The sequence below is a fragment of the Nonomuraea sediminis genome (genome assembly GCF_018531495.1).
Taxonomy (GTDB): Bacteria; Actinomycetota; Actinomycetes; order Streptosporangiales; family Streptosporangiaceae; genus Nonomuraea; species Nonomuraea sediminis.
In genome coordinates this window covers 26,678-42,286 of the sequence record NZ_JAHDTI010000010.1, presented here as the reverse complement: position 1 = coordinate 42,286, position 15,609 = coordinate 26,678, and the positions used below count along the sequence as shown (strand labels likewise).

The following is a 15,609-nucleotide window of genomic DNA, read 5'->3' as shown; positions in this document are numbered from 1 at the left end:
CGTCGGTCGTCAGTGGGCGCGCTTCGGGTCGACGGTGGCGGGGTGGCTGGGAGGCTCGGCCGGGTCGTAGTCGTCGTGTCGGTTGAGCCACGAGTATCGCGGCACCCGTGGGTAGCCTTCGGGGGAGTCCTCCCAGTCCTCTTGGCGTCCGAGTGCGGTGAAGTCGAGGGAAGTCCAGGTCCCTCCCATCGGTTCGTGTTCACGCTCGTTGATGAAATAGGTGCGGTAGACGCTGTCGCGGATGAAGGCGTTCGTGCCGTACCACTCGGCCACGCCGAAGTCGGCGTCGAAGCCGTCGGTGATCGTGTATGGACCAGCCCATGCGCGCTTTCACCCGCTCGATGTCGGGTTGCGGCGCGCGTGAGGCGAAGGCCAGCGTGGTGTCGCGGGCGTTGAGATGCGCGAGATGGGCTACCTGGTCGGCCATCAGCGAGCAGCCGACGCACGCGTGGTCGGGCCAGCCGGACACCCCTGGCTCGAAGAAGGCACGGTAGAGCAGCATCTGACGGCGGCCGTCGAACAGGTCGGGCAGGCGGGCTGTTCCGTTGGGCCCTTCGAAGATGTATTCCTGGTCTACCTTCAGCCATGGCATCCGCCTGCGGTCTGCGGCCAAGGCGTCCCGAGCGCGAGTCAGGTCTTTCTCCTTCGCCAACAGCTGCAAGCGCGCGGCCTCCCATTCCCCCGCCGTGACGATCCAGGGGCGGTGGGTGTTGTTCATCGTGAGGTCCTTGTGCGGAAGGAATTCGGATCAACGGACGGTGATGTCGGCCATGTCGATGGCGACCAAGATGATCTGGTCGTCACCCACGGTGGTGTAGGCCCGGCGGGTCGCTGGGATGATGATGCCGTCGATGTCGTGGTAGTCAGCGGCGCAAAGCTGTGACTCGGTGCCCGGGTCGACGATGTCGATGGTGAAGTCGTGGCGGCGCAGCAGCCCGTCCGGGCCGAAGCAGAACGTCTGCTTGCGGGTGTGGCTCTTGATGTGGTCGGGGAAGGTCACGTTCAGCCGCCGCCATGTTTCACCGTCGGCCTCGATGGGCGCGATCTCTTCACAGACGAACCCCGGCCACGTGAACAGGAACGGCGTATTCAAATACGTCCACAGTGCTTCCCCGGTGAAGTATGCAAGATGTAGGTCGTCCCACGGTGTCTGGAACTGGTGGCCGTCGAACGACTGCTCCGGGTTGTCGCGCGCGTCGACAACCGTGCCGTCGGATTGCTGCAGGACGACCCGGTCGGGCTGGAAGAGCGACCGTCGGTCTTGACCGACGAAGTCCATGGTCAGCCGTTGCCGTGTGGTGTCCACCTCGAAGCGGATGTCCCTCAGCACGTCAGCCTTGCCCTTGACCTGCCAGAAGGCCCCGGTGATGGCGGCGTCGACGCGGATCGTCTGGATCTGGTTCCACCGGTCCAGACCACCGTGCGCGGCAATCGCGCTCGCGAGTAGATCGTTCATTGTTTTGCTCCTCTGTCGGGGGTGCCCCGGCTGCCGGTGTGGTGCGTGGCGGCCAGGGCGTGTCATGGTCAGTCGACGATGATTCCGCCGGTCAGATTGGCGACGGTTCCGGTCATCGCGGACGCTCGGTCGGAGGCGAGGAATACCGCGACCGCTGTGAGTTCGGCCAGGGTGGTGGGGCGTTTGCGGTGGGTCATCGTGCTGACGGCCGCGGTGAATTGGTCTTTGGGGATGCCCAGCGCGTCGGCGTGCAGCCCGTACACGACATCAATGACCGGTGTCTCGACCATGCCTGTGGTGCGCAGGCAGATCGAGCGGACGCCGTGCTGGGCCCATTCGGCCGACAGCGCGCGGTTGAGGGCTTCCATCGCCGCCCAGCCGACGCTCATGCCACCGACCAGGGGCAGGCTCACGCGGGCCGGTTCGGGTGTGTGCATCATGATCACTCCCGATTCTTGGGGGATCATGTGCCGTGCGGCGGATTTCGCGGTCACGAAATGAGCCTGAGCGTATGTCGTGATCGGTCGCATGAAATTGTCGACCGGTAGGTCGGTGAGCGGGATTCCCTGCAGTCCCCGCGGTGAGATTCCGATCGCGTTGAACGACACGTCGATGCGGCCGGCGTCGGCGACGACGGCGTCGAGGTGTTCGGTGACGGATTTCTCGTCCCTGGCGTCGACAACAGCGGTCTCGACGGCTCCGCCCGCGGCGGAGATTTCCTTCGCGACGGTGTTGACGTTGTCGTGATGTCGCCCGGTCAGGAAGACCCTGGCGCCTTCGTGGGCGAATCCGCGGGCGACCGCGCTGCCGACCGCTCCGCCCGCGCCGTAGACGACCACATTCTTGTTTTCCAGCAACATTTCCTTCTCCTTCTTGTTGTTCACGCCAGCGCGTGAAGTCCGTGGCCGGTGAGCTCGTATACCCGCAGCTCGTCCCGGTTGCCGGTGTCCCCGCACAGCCGTGCGATCTCGGCGCCGACGATGGCGGGCGTGAGCAGCGGTTCGAGTGCTGCCGCGAATGCGGCGGCGTCGATTCCCGCGCGCTCGGCGTATGCGGCGACACCGGCGGCACCGAGTTCGGTGGCAGGCGTGAGTTGCGGCAGCACGGTCGCGAAGCGGATTCCGAGGGCGGCGCGGCGGGATTCGTCCGCGGCGTAAGAGGCGAGGAATCGGATCATCGCTTTCGCGCCCGCGTATCCGCCGCTCAGTGGTGAGCCGCGCAGTGCGGCGCCGCTGGACATCGCCACCACCAGGCTGTCGGGCGCCAGTGGGTGTCGCAGCGCCGCGCGCATCCAGTGGAAGGCGTGTTGGGTGTCAACGTGCCAGTTGCGGCTGAACGATTCCCACGATTGTTCGTGCACAGGGCCGGTGGCGGGCATCGCGCCCGCGTTGAGTACGAGCAGTGTGGGTTGGTGTCGCTCGATCAGGGTGCGGGCGGTCTTCGCGTCGGTCGCGTCGGCGACCACCGGGACGAACGCCGCACCCAATTCCCGGCGCAGGTCCGCCAGCGCCTCGGCGGTGCGCGCGACGCCGACGACGCGGTGACCCCGGTCGATCAGCGCGGCGGCGATCGCCGATCCGAAACCGCGACTGGCTCCGGTGACCACGGCCGTGGTCTGCGCCTGATCGCGCACGCCTGCCTCTTCGCCGCGTGCCTCGTCCCGGACAACGACCGCTCTGGTCATGGCAACCACCTCCTACTCATACAGAGGCGATCGCAGAGCGAAAGTCATCGGCACCCCATCCGGCCGCATGACCGATGAGTTTGGCCGGCCACCGCGCCCTACATACGGCCACAATCACTGTCGCGTCCTTGGGTCGTCCCGGAAACGGTCGTTTCCGGGACGGTCGAGCGAAGCGCCTCGAGCGGCGGCGTTCGCCCAGGTCGATCCGTCCCGAAACTCCCTGTCGATATCCGAAGTCCTCTGCGCGGATGTCCGGAGTCCTCTGCGTCAGTTGGATGACGGTGGGTTGTCGGTGGCTTGGGGGACGTTAGCCGCAGAGCTATGGGGCGCATGTTCGCTCAGCCTCGACCGTAGCCCCGCAGAGCCCTTGACCAGCACGTCATCCCGAGCGCAAGCGACGGAAGGGACATCAACTTGCGTAACGCCCTCTGAGTGGGCACATCCTGTAACGGCGTGACAGAAGGGGCTTGGTCGGCTGCAGGATACTGGTGGGACCACGGTGGAGCCTCGGCCCGGTATGCCGCATGGGGGTGTACGGGTTCGTACGGGAAACGTGACTCCATCCGGTCGGCCCGGACACCCTGGTCCTACCGCACCGAGGGAGTGCTCGCGGATACTGCCCTCGCAGGCTCATGTCGGCCCAGCCAGGAAGGAACATCGGAGTAAAGACAGCCGTCTACTGTGCAACTCTCGCCGCCGCAATAGCCAGAGCGACGATGACAACTAATCCCAGAACAAGGAGCACATGATGCGTTTCAGTCAGACCTCCGCCCTCGCGGGGGTGGCCGCGATGATAGGGACGGCGATCGCGATCGCCGCGCCTGCCAGCGGTGCCCTGGTCGCAGCCGCCCCAGGTAGCGCGACCGCCGTCCAGGGCGTCGTACAGCCGGACGCGACTGCCATCGAATACGGCCTGTAGGGCCGGGCTGCAGCACTGGTGGAAACTCGCCGGTGACCCGACCGTCGTAACCAGCCCCACATCCAACTACACCATCGTGTTCGCGCGCGGCGGTGACGGGGGAGATCGGCTACACCCAAAACTCCGGGTCGGCCGGGTCACAATGGGCCGAGGTGAACAACAACTGGCGGTTCGCCGGCCCCTAGCCCAACCACCAGCAACTAAAGGATCAGCACTCCGACCGGCATGCCCAACCCTAGATCGGCCACCTGGCCGCTTCAGGTCTGGAGGTCAGAAGAGGTGCCCCAATGAAGAACCCGACCGGGTATCGCCCGCGGAGTGCTCGCGACCACGATCACCGCCGTCTCAGCGCTGACGGTCGTTGAGCCGCTCCCGCCCAGGCGGCAGACTGCTTGTCCGGGCGCGAGGTCATGCCCAGGCAGTACATCCATTACCACGGTCAGGAGGTTGGCTTCGGGGAGGTGCTGTGGAACCCTACGACCGAACAGGCGTGCGCCTGGTGCCACGTCAACTCCAACTTCCGGGCCAACCACTCCGGCTGGGACGTCGCGCTGGCCAACCGTGCCGTCCAGGTCGGTGGTTCGAACCTTGTTCGGGTCCCGACCAACTACGCGCTGGCGCCTTGTCGACGAACCGGGCCGAGCGTAGGTCGGCCAGCACCCGCGCCCGCTCATCCGGGCTCAACGCGGCCGGGTGCGGCGCAGGTGCCGGGCGCGGTCCGAGCACCACCGGCGCGGGATGGCGATGCCGGTGCACGGTGGTCCGCGATTTGCCCGACAGGGCGCACGCCGCGGTCACACCGAGCACGGGTTCCAGCGCGGCGAACGCCTGGTCGATCACATCTTGGGCGGCGCGTCGTTGTCCGCGCTCTCGGAGAGCAGTTCCAAGAGCGCGTGCGCTTTCCCATGATCTCCAATGCGGCCCTGGTCTTGGCCAACTCCCGCTCGGCCTTCTCCGCCCGTGCCCGTAGCCGCTCGTTCTCCTTCTCGGCCTCGCTCTTGCGCGTCTTGGGGCCGGAAGGCTGAGCCGCCGGCGCGTTCAACGCTCCCGCATCACGGGCCTTTCGCCACTCGATGATGTGCGAGTGATACAGCCCCTCGTGGCGCAGCAACGCGCCCTTGGCCCCCGGCTCGGTCGCCGCGTCGTAGGCCTCGACCATCGCCAGCTTGTACTCCGGCGTGAACGAGCGCCGCTTAGGCCTATCCGATCGAGGCCTGTCACCCTTGTCCACCTCACCATCGTCGGCGAGATCCCCACGGAGGTCGGCCACCGTCAAAGTCGCTACCTGAAAGATCCTGTTCTCGCCCCATTTGAGCCTCAGAAGACTACTTCGTCCCCAGGTCTCACGAGAGTCTGACAGAGAGGGACCCGCCATGCTCCTACGACCTCTGGGTCGTGTCTCCCTTGTGCCTCGCGTGCCTGTAAGCAGCCGGGGGAGCCATGCGTCGGCTCGATACCATCTCACCGTGATTTCCAGCGCCCGCACCACGGTCTTCGACATCGACGGCACGCTCTGCTTCGACGGACGGGCGATCGACAGCCGGATCCTCGCCGCCATCGAGGCATGTGAACATGCCGGTCATCAGCTGGTCTTCGCCTCCGCAAGGCCGGTCCGCGACCTCCTGCCTGTCCTCGACGGGGCTTTCCCCGCCGCCACGCTGATCGGCGGGAACGGCAGCCTCGTCTCCATCGGCGGCCAGGTCCGGGCGCGCGCCGCGTTCGGTGCCGGCGAACTCGACAAGCTGCTGGTCGAGGCCGAGCGGTACCAGGCGGGCTACCTCGCCGACGGCCCCTGGGACTACGCCTACACCGGGCCGGCCGACCACCCGATTCTCAGCCGCGTCGACCAAGGCTGCCTCGCCCGTCGGGTCGACCTCGCTGACCTTCCCTCTGTCGTGAAGTTCCTCGTGGTCAACGCAACCGACATGGCGGCCCTCGCCGAGGCCGGCCGCGTGCTGGGGATGACCGTCAACCATCACCTCGACGAGGCGATCATCGATTTCGCCCAGGGCACCACGAACAAGTGGGAGGCCCTGACCTCGCTGGGCATCGACGAGTACAACGCCTTCGGCAACGACATCAACGACATCGACCTGCTGCGCAACGCGCGGCACGGGGTCCGTGTCGGTGCCCACCCGAGCCTGGACGGCATCGCCCGTGTCACCGTCGCGCCCGCCCCGGGCGCTGTCGCCGCCGAGATCTCCAGGCTGGCCGCAGCGACGCCGCAGCCTGAGTAGGTCTCCGGTCAGCTGCGAATCCAAGAAGACGGGCGCGGACGGCGCACAGCCGAAGCGGCAGGGCGCCCGTCCCACCCTGCTGCCCAACCGTTATGACATCGGCGGCTGAAGAGCAAGGGCCGCCACGGGAACCGGCGAAAGCCCATGGGCGCATCTGCCGCGAAGATCCGTATCAGGGAGGACGTGCCGGTCAGGAGCAGCACTTCCGGGTCCAGCACTGCATACGGGTAGTACCGGCCACAGATGGAAGACGCCGGCCTGGCCAGACGGCAGCCTCTGCGACCCCGAAGAGATCTCCCGGCGAGAAGGCCGCGACCCGCACCGGCTGCCTCATCAGAAATCCGGGACACCCGAGGCTGAACCGGACGCTGCGCCAACCGCCGAGGCGGTGGCCGACTGATCCAGATGATGGTCGCCCGCACCCGGAGCCGCTCGTTGGTCGCGGACACGCAACTGATTGACTTGGATCATGCACCTGCTTTTCTCGTACGGAACACTCCAGCAGCCCGAGGTCCAGCGAACGGTTTTCGGAGCCGAAATTGCAGGCGTGGCCGACGCCGTCGTCGGCCACCGTCTCGGCGAGGTCATCATTGAGGACCCTCACGTGATCGAGCTCAGCGGATCAGCGATCCACCCTGCTCTCATTACCGACAACAGCCCTGAGGCAGAGGTGATCGGCACCGTCTTCACACTCACCGATGACCAGTTGGCCCAGGCCGATGACTACGAGGTGGATGCATACCGCCGCGTCGAGGTACCGCTGCGGTCCGGGCGCACTGCCTGGGTTTACGCGCTCAACTGAGCTCAGGGATCAATCACCTGGTCGCGCGGGCGACCAGGTGGTGTGGTCCCGAAGCTGGTCCGTCTCGACGCTGACGCATCGCGAGACCGCTGTACGGCGCCGCGGCCTGCGCACCGACCGGGAGAACGTCCGGCTGCGCCGTCCGCTGATGCAGGCCCTGGATCGGATGTGGAGCCGTGCCCAGGCCGAGGGCACCGTACGCCCCAACCTCACCAGCGGCGACTTCGCCCTACTCCTGGCCCGGGTGCTGCGCCCGCTGCCCAACCTCCTGGAGGATCTTCGGCTATGCGTCGAACTGATGGCCGACGTGCTGTCGGCGACGTCGGACTATCAGAGGCTCGCGCTGATCGAGCTGTACGAGGTGCACGCCGAGGTCGTGCTTCCCCAGGTGGTCGCCTATCTACGCCGAGCCGGCGTAGTAGAAAGGATTCCGCTACTTCGGACAGCGCCATATCGAAATAGAGGCAGCGCACAGCGTGCATGAGGAATCAACAACAAGCCTCCTCGACGACGTCACGCTCGACGATGCCGAATACCTGGCGCTGGTGGCAGCCGCAAACGACTCCATGCTGAAGATCTTCGGCGCCGAAGCCAAGATCCTGCGCAGGGCCGCCACAGGCGAGTACTACGAAAAGCAGGCCACAGCGATCCTCGGAGCATGACCAGAGCCGGAGATTTCGGCGCGTATAGCCCCCCGCAGGCCATACACCAACCGGATGGTTCCGGAAATGGTCACGCTCCGCTACCTGGCGGTTCAGGCCACCTTCGGAAGAAGGGGGCCGGACCGCCCGCGCCGCCCGGGAGGCCTGGTCGACTACGCCATGCTCCCGGCGAGCCCGTGCCGCATCGCGATCGGCTGCGGGGTGCGGGCTCCGGCGACCTCGCATAATCAGGTGTCGCCTATTCGATGGTGCTTCTGAGGCTGTCAGTTATCACTCACGGTGGTCATTGCCTGGGGCATAGCCGCTCCAGGCGTTCTTGACTTCGGAGGTCAGCCCATGTCGCCGGGGGCATCTCGCGGAGCGTGTAGTGCTTGCGCGTCGGGTATGCCGGAGCAGGGACTGGGTGGCGGTGGAGACGCGAGAGTAGACGATCCGCACCGCGGCTCCTCAGGGCTGCACTTTCGGGGGCGTGGGCCGAGTGTCCGCTCCCCGCATGCTCCGTGCCGTAGGCCGTTACTTCACGACCCGGAACCGCAGGTGCGTGACCGCGTCGGAGGCGACCACCTGCGTGCGCATGAACTCGATGTGGCCAAGGTCTTCCAGCAGCCGGCTTCCAGAGCCCAGCACGACCGGCACCAGGTTGATCAGCAACTCATCCAGCAGTCCGCCACGCAGGAACTGCCGTCCTGTCTGGGCACCCATCACGATCACGTCTTTGTCTCCGGCCGCGTCCTGCGCGGCCTTCAGGGCGGCCTCGATGCCGTCGGTGATGAAGGTGAACGTCGCGCTTTTCATGACGAGTTCGTCGCGGGTCTGGTGGGTGAGCACGAATGTCGGTGCCGGATAAGGGGTGTCCTGCCAGTGCGGGAGGCCGACGTCGAACGTGCGCCTGCCGACCACGACCGCGCCGACTGAAGCGGACATCGTAGCGAGGACCTCCTTGTCTCGCGGGTCGGGCTGGTCGGTGAACATCCACTCGTGCAGTCGCATGCCGCCCTTACCCATGGGATGCTCCGCACCGATGTCTGGACCGGCGACGAAGCCGTCCAATGACATGCTCTTGCACAGCACCACGGCACCCATTGAGACCTCCTGAACGTTGTCCTCAGGAGTTAGACCACCCGGCCTCTCACAACTCATCGGCGCAGAGTGGCAGCGGACTCCGCAAGGTAAGTCCGGAATCCGCAAAGTCTGTTGAGCATCAGGAGGGCGACAGTGGTCGGCGTCAAGTCTTGTCAGTCGCTCACCGTAGTTCTCCCCGCTCGGCATCCTGGCAGGCAGTGACGACCGACTACGGGAAGGCCTTCCTGGCGTTCGTCCGCGACCCGCGGTAAGCCTGTCGTCGTGTTGCTTACCGGATGCGTGATTCATCCTGCTTCATCCGGTGGGCATAGTTTTGGGGCATGGCGCTGCAACTTCTTCAGGTGAATTTCAAGGCTCGAGATGACTCGGCGCTGGGCCGGTTCTGGGCGGAGGCGCTCGGCTGGGGTGTTTCCAGCGAGGGACCCGGTGTGACCAGCGTTAAACCCGTAGGTTTCGTGTGGCCGGACCCCTCCGCCGTCTGCGTCGATGTCGTCGCCGTCCCGGACCCCGAAACGGTGAAGTACCGCGTGCACCTCGATCTCGCCGCCACCTCTGCGGCCCATCAGGCGGAGTTGGTCGCGCGTCTGAAGGAGCTCGGTGCGACGCCCGCCGATGTGGGCCAGGGCGACGTCCCGTGGACGGTTCTGGCCGATCCGGAGGGCAACGTGTTCTGCGTGCTGGAGCCTCGGGAGATCTACCGGGACACCGGGCCGATCGCCGCGGTGGTGGTCGACTGCGCGGACCCGCGGGTCATGGCCCGGTTCTGGGGCGAGGCGATGGACTGGACCCTGCACGAGGTGAGCGACGATCACGCGACGCTGCGCTCCGCCAAGGGGGTCGGGCCGTATCTGGAGTTCCTCCGCACGCCCGGCGTGCCGACCGTGTGGAACCGCGTCCATCTCGACCTGCTGCCGTACCGCGGTGACGATCAAGCGGCGGAGGTGGCCCGGCTGCAGGCCCTCGGCGCGAGGCTGGCCGATGTGGGCCAGGGAGACGTCCCGTGGGTCGTCCTCGCCGACCCGGAGGGCAACGAGTTCTGCGTCCTCGGTCGTGCCTGACGCGGAGCCTCCCCGCCTTCGGGCAAGCCCCTCGACGTTGTACTTGATTTCCAGACGCCTGAGGGCGACCGGATACAGGCGGGATCTTGCCGTTCAGGAATTCCTAGATCCGGGGGGTATGGAGGACTCAGGTGGCGACAGATCTTCGACTGGGGCCGCTGATCTGCCGACGGCGTTGAGAAATCGTGTGCCCCAATCTCTCAGGTGATCGACGAACTCCGGCGGTTCGATCACGTCGAATTCGGCGCCGACATTGCCCAGCGCCTGGGTTGGCCAGTCCAGGCTGGTGGACACCATCGTGAGCCGGCAGCGGTCCCCGTCGACCGGTTCGATGACGCCCCACTGGCCGACCATCCGGCGTATGTGTTCGGCGGGCGCATGGACCAACACGACGACCGTGTGGGCTCTGGGAATCTGTGCCGAGGCGCGCACGAACGCGGCGGCGTCCCCGCCGGGCAGAGGCCGCTGCCGGAAGCGGGCTCCGATATTGCGTGGCTGGGTCAGCCGGTCGAGGCGGAAGCTGCGCCAGTCGTGCCTGGCCAGGTCGTAGGCCACCAGGTACCACCGGCCGCCGAGCGCCACGAGGCGATGAGGTTCCACCTCGCGCTCGGTCTGCGAGCCGCCGCGCGCGGTGTAGTGGAAGCACAGCCGTTCCTGGTCCCGGCAGGACTGGGCGATCGCGGTCAGCACCTCCGCGGGGACGACCGGTCCGGCGGGCGTCGCGGAGACGGTCATCGCGCGCACCGCGTTCACCCGGGCGCGTAGGCGAGTTGGGAGGACCTGCACCACTTTGGTCAACGCGCGCACCGCTGCCTCTTCCATGCCCGCGATTCCGCTCTGCGCGGCGTCGCCCATGCCGACCGCCAGTGCGACCCCTTCCTCGTCGTCGAGCAGCAGCGGCGGCAGCACAGCCCCGGGCGCGAGCTGGTAGCCGCCGTCGGTGCCCCGGGAGGCCTGCACCGGATAACCGAGCTCACGCAGCCGGTCGACGTCCCGGCGCAGAGTGCGTTCGGAGACCCCGAGGCGATCGGCCAGATCGGCGCCGGACCAGTGGCGGTGCGTCTGCAGCAGCGACAGCAGCGTGAGCGTGCGGGAACTGGTGTTGGCCATGTCACCATCATCCCTGCACTTCCGGTCAAAAACTGGCCGGAAGTCTGAATAGGGTCGTCACCATGATGACTCGCGAGATTCAGTTGACCGCCCAGATCGCAGCTGTCCCCGGACCCGAGCACTTCACCGTCACTGAGACGCAGATCGACGGCGAGGTCGTGGTCCGCACCGACTACCTGGGCCTTGCCGCTACCTACCTCGAACTCATGCGGCCCGACTGCCACCTTCCAATCCCGGCGTGGCAGCCGGGTCAGCGGGTCGGCGTCATGGCGATCGGCACTGTTCTGCGTTCGGCCAGCCCGGAGCTGAAAGAAGGCGACCTGGTCCAGTCGATGAGCGGTTGGAGCACGCACTCGGCGGGCCCGGCCGCTTCCTACGTCAAGCTGGACCCGGATGCCTACCCCGACCCGAGCTACCACCTGGGCCAGGGGCCGACCGCCTACTACGGCGTCGCGGATGTGGCCAAGGTCGGCCAGGGCGACACCGTGTTCGTCTCCGGCGCGGCCGGAGGCGTCGGCTCATTGGCCGGGCAGATCGCCCGCAACCTGGGCGCCAAGAAGGTCATCGGCAGCGCAGGCAGCCAGGCCAAGGCGGACTACCTCGTCAACGAGCTCGGCTTCGACGCCGCCTTCGACTACCACCACGACCCGGTCGCCGCGCTCAAGGAGCTGGCTCCGGAGAGCATCACCGTCTTCTTCGACACCGTCGGCGGGGCGCTGTACGACGCCGCGCTCGAGGTCGCCGCGCCAGGCGCGCGGTTCGCCCTGTGCGGATCGCTGTCCACCCAGCTGGGCGCCGCACCCGACCGCTTCCCCGAGCCCGACCCGGCCGCCGCCCAGACCAGGCAGGTCGAGCTGCTGCCGTTCTCCTGCTACCACACGCCCGACCAGATCGCCGCCTGGCACCACCACTTCCGCACAGCGCTGGTACAGAGTCGATTCGTGTATCCGCGGACCGTGGTCGAAACCGGCATCGACGGCGTGCCCAACGCCTTTCTGTCCATGCTCCGGGGCGACTACCGAGGCAACGTCTCGGTACGGCTGGCATGATCACCCTGTCCCGGCGCACCCTCAACCGAGCTCTGCTCCAGCGCCAGTTCCTGCTGGAGCGCACCAACCGGACGCCCCTGGAGGTGATCGGCCACCTGGTCGCCATGCAGGCACAGGAGCCGAACTGGCCCTACGTCGGCCTGTGGACCCGGATCCGCCGATTCACCCACGCCGAACTCACCGCCCTGCTCGCCGACCGGCGGGTGGTGCGTTCCGGCTTCCTGCGCAGCACGATGCACCTCGCCGCAGCCGACGACTTCCGCCGGCTTCGGCCCGTGCTGCAGCCCGTCCTGAACCGAACCGCCGACTCGGCGTACTTCCGGCGTAACAACGCCGGACTTGACACCGAAACGCTGATGGCCGACGGACGCGCACTGCTGGAGAACGGACCACTGTCCCGAAAGGAACTCGCCAGACACCTCGCGGCCCGCCACCTCGGCCGCGACAGCAGGATTCTCGCCGGTGAAATCGAACTGCGCACCCCACTCATCCACGACCCAGCCACCGCATCCTGGGGCGGCTGGAGCAACCGATCATCGATCACCGTCACGGCCGCCCCGGTCGACGGCGCCCACCCCACCGCCATCCACGAACTGATTCGCCGCTACCTGGCCGCCTTCGGACCCGCCACCGTGGCAGACGTCCAGGCCTGGTGCGGCCTGACCCGGCTGGACCAGATCATCCCGGAGATGGGCACCGAACTGCGGCACTACACCGGCCCGGACGGACAGCAACTCCTCGACCTGCCCGACACCCCGCTACCTGACCCCGACACTCCCGCCCCGGCGCGGCTGCTTCCCGCCTACGACAACGCTCTCCTGGGCCACGCCGACCGCAGCCGCATCATCGCCGACGCCGACCGCAAACACGTGACCCCCGGACAGGCCATGGTCCGCCCCACCCTCCTCGTCGACGGCTACGTCCGCGGCACCTGGTCCTTCACCGCAGGCGAGGTACGGCTGACGCCTTTCCGACCCCTCTCGGCAACCGAACAACAAGCAGTCGACCATGAGATCACCCAGCTGCTGCCCTTCCTGTCGCACAGCTTGACGGGCTGCTGAACGCGACGATCAGACCGCAGCGATCCAACGCGAGGCCGAGCGGTCGGCGGGTCGTGTTCACTGCTCGAACATGATCATGAATTGATGTTCCGTTAGAGGAACGCTCGACGAGCACGGCTCTGCGCCTGCCGAAAACTCCGTCCACGCAGTTCAAGCGGCATGTGAGTACTCGTGGAGAACCCCGCCGAGCCGATCTCGTCGGCGAATGTTCAGGTCGTCGATTCGCTTCGGATCGGCGATCGGATCTGGGACAGTACGCAGTGGTGCCGCCTGAGCCCGGGCTTGGTGGGCTCGGTGCTCGTTGTAGAACTGTTCAACTCGCGCAGGGCGTGCCGCAGGCGACGTTCGTTCCAGATCAGGCAGCGGTCCAGCAGCTCGCGCCGGCACGACTGCACCCACCGCTCGATGACCGCGTTCATGCGCGGCATCCGGATACCGGTGAGCATGGTCTGGATGCGGCGTCGGCAAGGATCTCGTCGATGAGGGCCGGGAACTTGGCGTCCCGGTCTCGGATCAGGTAGCGCGCCCGGCAGCCCGCATCCTCCAGATCCGTCACGAGATTCTTGATCGCCTGGATGACCCAGCTGGCGTTCGGGTGCGCGGTGGTGCCCAGCACGCGGGCGCGCCTGGTGACCTGCTCGATGACCGCCAGGATGTACTGGCGCTGCCCGTTCAAAGTGATGGTCTCGATGAAATCGCAGGCCAGCAGGGCGTCGGCTTGCGAGCGCAGGAAGTCGGCCCATGTGGTGGACGCCCGATCGGGTGCCGGTTCAAGCCCTTCCTGGTTGACGATCTCCCAGACCGTGCACGGTGCGATCTTGATGAGCTCTCCGTGCAGCCGCCGATATCCTGTGGTGGATTTTCGCGAACCAGGCGCAAGATAGGGACACGGATGGAGCGGACCGTCAGCGGGCGCCCAGGCCGACTCGGCCGGCTGACACGGGCATGACGCCGTTTCATCAGATCACAGTGCCAGCGCAAGACGGTATCCGGCCGGACAATGAGCCGCAGCCGGCGCAGGACCTCGCGCGGCAGCGATGCCAGGAGCGCGGCGAGAAACGCTCGGTCCTCGGGAGCGAATCTCACTCTGGTATCGGCACCGAGCTACCGCTCCAGAACTGGGATCTGGTGACGCAGGGCGAGAATCTCGATCGCCCATCGGCAGCAACCGCAGCGCGGTGAAGGTGACAGCGAGATAGGCCAGACGAAGGAGCACGGCCGATCATCCTGCCGCACGCGTCTCCCTCTCCTGGCGGCCGAGGCTCGCGCACGCCACACAGAACCCCCCAAGGCCATGACCTGGGTGGATGTAATTGTCGGCAGGCGCAGAGTTGAAGACGCGTATCGTGAAGGAATTGCGATCGATACAGCGGATCATAAGCTCCAGGTCGGCATAGTCGGCACGCCTGCGCACATTAACCTGCGGACCTAACGTTTAAAGGTGCCTTGACCACCCGCAAGGCCGCCGCCGATGCCGAGTCCACCGGCGACGATCGACCCGATGATCTCACCACGCATACCCCAGAAGTTAATGACCGTGGTCGCAGTCCAGTAGGTTACCTGGAACCGTGCATCCCACCCGATGATCTTCTCGATCGGGTAGTTGAACCACGCGGTACCCCACGTCGCCTGCCCACCCAGCGCAATTCCCCCGGCGACCCCGCTGAAGATGTAGTCGGTATCCAGGAACCAGATGTCAAGGTCAACAGTGAAGAATCCACCCATTAACACTCGGACGGTATATTTCGACTGCTCTGTAGCCGCCAGAGACTCCTTGACCGGGTCGGACACTTTTTCTGGGAACTCTTGAGCGATCTCCAGAGTCTTCGCCGTCAGGGACCGAAGCGTCTCCCTCGCAATTACCGAATGGGCCTCGACTAATGACAGTTCGCGCGGGTCGGGTGCCTCATCGGCTGGAGAAGACATGGAAATCCTCGCTATCGCACTTCGATTAGGCATAACCGACGAGTTCATCCAGCGCCGACCCGCACATAAGATGTCAGCACCAAATGACTCGAAAACAGATTCCTCAACACCTTGGGGGAATCCATGCTCTGCTCATATCAGTGCTTGAATACGTCAAGCATGACGCGCCGGACGGATTCTCGCAATAATATTGGCATACCTAGTGCAAGGGAATAATATCGGCCTCGATCGTTCACGTCAATGAGATTTCAGGTGTGCGCCTGCCGAAAATTCCGTCCATGCAGGTCAAGCAGTATGTGAGTACTCGTGGAGGACGCCGCCGAGCCGGTCTTGGCGGCGTACATTCAGGTGGATGATTCGCTCTGGATCCGTGAATGGATCGGGGGTGGTGCGCAGCGGGGCTGCTTGGCCCAGGGCCTGATGGGCGCGGTGCTGGTTGTAGAACCGTTCGTATTCGCGTAGGGCATGCCGCATGTGGCGTTCGTTCCACAGTAGGCAGCGGTCGAGGAGTTCGTGGCGGCACGACTGCACCCATCGCTCCATGATTGAGTTCATTCGCGGC

Annotated in this window: 19 protein-coding genes; 8 read left to right on the top strand and 11 right to left on the bottom strand. The window is 66.1% G+C overall.

Annotated elements, in window-relative coordinates:
* Positions 1 to 9 precede the first annotated feature (9 nt).
* From KIK09_RS58200 to KIK09_RS34775, 5 genes are read right to left on the bottom strand one after another with little or no spacing between them, the layout of a single operon-like run.
* Positions 10 to 273, bottom strand: a complete 264-nt coding sequence (locus KIK09_RS58200) for a DUF899 family protein (protein WP_308164470.1) — start codon at positions 271 to 273, stop codon at positions 10 to 12.
* Positions 200 to 718, bottom strand: a complete 519-nt coding sequence (locus KIK09_RS34790) for a DUF899 family protein (protein ID WP_250574275.1) — start codon at positions 716 to 718, stop codon at positions 200 to 202. The genes KIK09_RS58200 and KIK09_RS34790 overlap by 74 nt, the downstream gene beginning before the upstream one ends.
* A gap of 30 nt (positions 719 to 748) precedes the next feature.
* Positions 749 to 1,522, bottom strand: a complete 774-nt coding sequence (locus tag KIK09_RS34785; RefSeq protein ID WP_214323687.1) for a hypothetical protein — start codon at positions 1,520 to 1,522, stop codon at positions 749 to 751.
* 2 nt (positions 1,523 to 1,524) lie between these two features.
* Positions 1,525 to 2,340, bottom strand: coding sequence for an SDR family NAD(P)-dependent oxidoreductase (locus tag KIK09_RS34780; protein ID WP_214323686.1), 816 nt, complete (start codon positions 2,338 to 2,340; stop codon positions 1,525 to 1,527).
* A complete protein-coding gene (locus tag KIK09_RS34775) occupies positions 2,337 to 3,140 on the bottom strand; it encodes an SDR family oxidoreductase (protein WP_214323685.1) in 804 nt (267 codons plus the stop codon). The genes KIK09_RS34780 and KIK09_RS34775 overlap by 4 nt, the downstream gene beginning before the upstream one ends.
* 745 nt (positions 3,141 to 3,885) lie before the next feature.
* On the opposite strand from KIK09_RS34775, the gene KIK09_RS34770 reads away from it, so the two are divergent.
* From KIK09_RS34770 to KIK09_RS34745, 5 genes are all read left to right on the top strand, one after another.
* Positions 3,886 to 4,059 carry a hypothetical protein gene (locus KIK09_RS34770; RefSeq protein ID WP_214323684.1) on the top strand — a complete coding sequence of 58 codons (174 nt, stop codon included), beginning with the start codon at positions 3,886 to 3,888 and terminating at the stop codon, positions 4,057 to 4,059.
* Between the two features lie 1,466 nt (positions 4,060 to 5,525).
* Complete coding sequence (locus KIK09_RS34760; RefSeq protein ID WP_214323682.1) at positions 5,526 to 6,296, top strand: HAD hydrolase family protein; 771 nt, start codon at positions 5,526 to 5,528, stop codon at positions 6,294 to 6,296.
* Positions 6,297 to 6,765: 469 nt separating this feature from the next.
* Positions 6,766 to 7,098, top strand: coding sequence for a gamma-glutamylcyclotransferase family protein (locus KIK09_RS34755; protein ID WP_214323681.1), 333 nt, complete (start codon positions 6,766 to 6,768; stop codon positions 7,096 to 7,098).
* A gap of 37 nt (positions 7,099 to 7,135) precedes the next feature.
* Positions 7,136 to 7,582, top strand: coding sequence for a hypothetical protein (locus tag KIK09_RS34750; RefSeq protein ID WP_214323680.1), 447 nt, complete (start codon positions 7,136 to 7,138; stop codon positions 7,580 to 7,582).
* Entirely contained in the window at positions 7,575 to 7,760 is a 186-nt protein-coding gene (locus KIK09_RS34745) for a hypothetical protein (RefSeq protein ID WP_214323679.1), read from the top strand. Before KIK09_RS34750 ends, KIK09_RS34745 begins: the two co-directional genes overlap by 8 nt.
* A gap of 513 nt (positions 7,761 to 8,273) precedes the next feature.
* Here KIK09_RS34745 and KIK09_RS34740 read toward each other — a convergent pair.
* Entirely contained in the window at positions 8,274 to 8,843 is a 570-nt protein-coding gene (locus tag KIK09_RS34740; RefSeq protein ID WP_214323678.1) for a dihydrofolate reductase family protein, read from the bottom strand.
* Positions 8,844 to 9,163: 320 nt separating this feature from the next.
* Here KIK09_RS34740 and KIK09_RS34735 point away from each other — a divergent pair, with 320 nt between their 5' ends.
* Positions 9,164 to 9,901, top strand: coding sequence for a VOC family protein (locus tag KIK09_RS34735; protein ID WP_214323677.1), 738 nt, complete (start codon positions 9,164 to 9,166; stop codon positions 9,899 to 9,901).
* Positions 9,902 to 9,994: 93 nt separating this feature from the next.
* Here KIK09_RS34735 and KIK09_RS34730 read toward each other — a convergent pair whose 3' ends face one another.
* The gene (locus KIK09_RS34730; protein ID WP_214323676.1) at positions 9,995 to 11,011 is read right to left on the bottom strand and encodes a helix-turn-helix transcriptional regulator; all 1,017 of its coding nucleotides are present in this window, start codon (positions 11,009 to 11,011) and stop codon (positions 9,995 to 9,997) included.
* Positions 11,012 to 11,073: 62 nt separating this feature from the next.
* On the opposite strand from KIK09_RS34730, the gene KIK09_RS34725 reads away from it, so the two are divergent.
* On the top strand, positions 11,074 to 12,060 hold the full coding sequence (locus KIK09_RS34725) for an MDR family NADP-dependent oxidoreductase (RefSeq protein ID WP_214323675.1): 987 nt from the start codon (positions 11,074 to 11,076) through the stop codon (positions 12,058 to 12,060).
* Positions 12,057 to 13,121, top strand: coding sequence for a winged helix DNA-binding domain-containing protein (locus tag KIK09_RS34720; RefSeq protein WP_214323674.1), 1,065 nt, complete (start codon positions 12,057 to 12,059; stop codon positions 13,119 to 13,121). The genes KIK09_RS34725 and KIK09_RS34720 overlap by 4 nt, the downstream gene beginning before the upstream one ends.
* Before the next feature lie 209 nt (positions 13,122 to 13,330).
* Here KIK09_RS34720 and KIK09_RS34715 read toward each other — a convergent pair whose 3' ends face one another.
* The 4 genes from KIK09_RS34715 to KIK09_RS34700 all read right to left on the bottom strand — a co-directional run bounded on the left by KIK09_RS34715 (position 13,331) and on the right by KIK09_RS34700 (position 15,602).
* On the bottom strand, positions 13,331 to 13,540 hold the full coding sequence (locus KIK09_RS34715) for a hypothetical protein (RefSeq protein WP_214323673.1): 210 nt from the start codon (positions 13,538 to 13,540) through the stop codon (positions 13,331 to 13,333).
* Positions 13,537 to 13,797, bottom strand: coding sequence for a hypothetical protein (locus KIK09_RS34710; RefSeq protein WP_214323672.1), 261 nt, complete (start codon positions 13,795 to 13,797; stop codon positions 13,537 to 13,539). The genes KIK09_RS34715 and KIK09_RS34710 overlap by 4 nt, the downstream gene beginning before the upstream one ends.
* Before the next feature lie 752 nt (positions 13,798 to 14,549).
* Entirely contained in the window at positions 14,550 to 15,047 is a 498-nt protein-coding gene (locus tag KIK09_RS34705) for a VapA/VapB family virulence-associated protein (RefSeq protein WP_214323671.1), read from the bottom strand.
* 285 nt (positions 15,048 to 15,332) lie between these two features.
* Positions 15,333 to 15,602 carry an integrase core domain-containing protein gene (locus KIK09_RS34700; RefSeq protein WP_214323670.1) on the bottom strand — a complete coding sequence of 90 codons (270 nt, stop codon included), beginning with the start codon at positions 15,600 to 15,602 and terminating at the stop codon, positions 15,333 to 15,335.
* Positions 15,603 to 15,609 lie beyond the last annotated feature (7 nt).

Bases quoted from the DNA above. Each gene is read 5' to 3' on its own strand.
- KIK09_RS34790 (WP_250574275.1), bottom strand. From the start codon at position 718: ATGAACAACACCCACCGCCCCTGGATCGTCACGGCGGGGGAATGGGAG.
- KIK09_RS34785 (WP_214323687.1), bottom strand. From the start codon at position 1,522: ATGACACGCCCTGGCCGCCACGCACCACACCGGCAGCCGGGGCACCCC.
- KIK09_RS34775 (WP_214323685.1), bottom strand. From the start codon at position 3,140: ATGACCAGAGCGGTCGTTGTCCGGGACGAGGCACGCGGCGAAGAGGCA.
- KIK09_RS34770 (WP_214323684.1), top strand. From the start codon at position 3,886: ATGATGCGTTTCAGTCAGACCTCCGCCCTCGCGGGGGTGGCCGCGATG.
- KIK09_RS34755 (WP_214323681.1), top strand. From the start codon at position 6,766: ATGCACCTGCTTTTCTCGTACGGAACACTCCAGCAGCCCGAGGTCCAG.
- KIK09_RS34740 (WP_214323678.1), bottom strand. From the start codon at position 8,843: ATGGGTGCCGTGGTGCTGTGCAAGAGCATGTCATTGGACGGCTTCGTC.
- KIK09_RS34735 (WP_214323677.1), top strand. From the start codon at position 9,164: ATGGCGCTGCAACTTCTTCAGGTGAATTTCAAGGCTCGAGATGACTCG.
- KIK09_RS34730 (WP_214323676.1), bottom strand. From the start codon at position 11,011: ATGGCCAACACCAGTTCCCGCACGCTCACGCTGCTGTCGCTGCTGCAG.
- KIK09_RS34725 (WP_214323675.1), top strand. From the start codon at position 11,074: ATGATGACTCGCGAGATTCAGTTGACCGCCCAGATCGCAGCTGTCCCC.
- KIK09_RS34720 (WP_214323674.1), top strand. From the start codon at position 12,057: ATGATCACCCTGTCCCGGCGCACCCTCAACCGAGCTCTGCTCCAGCGC.
- KIK09_RS34715 (WP_214323673.1), bottom strand. From the start codon at position 13,540: ATGAACGCGGTCATCGAGCGGTGGGTGCAGTCGTGCCGGCGCGAGCTG.
- KIK09_RS34705 (WP_214323671.1), bottom strand. From the start codon at position 15,047: ATGTCTTCTCCAGCCGATGAGGCACCCGACCCGCGCGAACTGTCATTA.
- KIK09_RS34700 (WP_214323670.1), bottom strand. From the start codon at position 15,602: ATGAACTCAATCATGGAGCGATGGGTGCAGTCGTGCCGCCACGAACTC.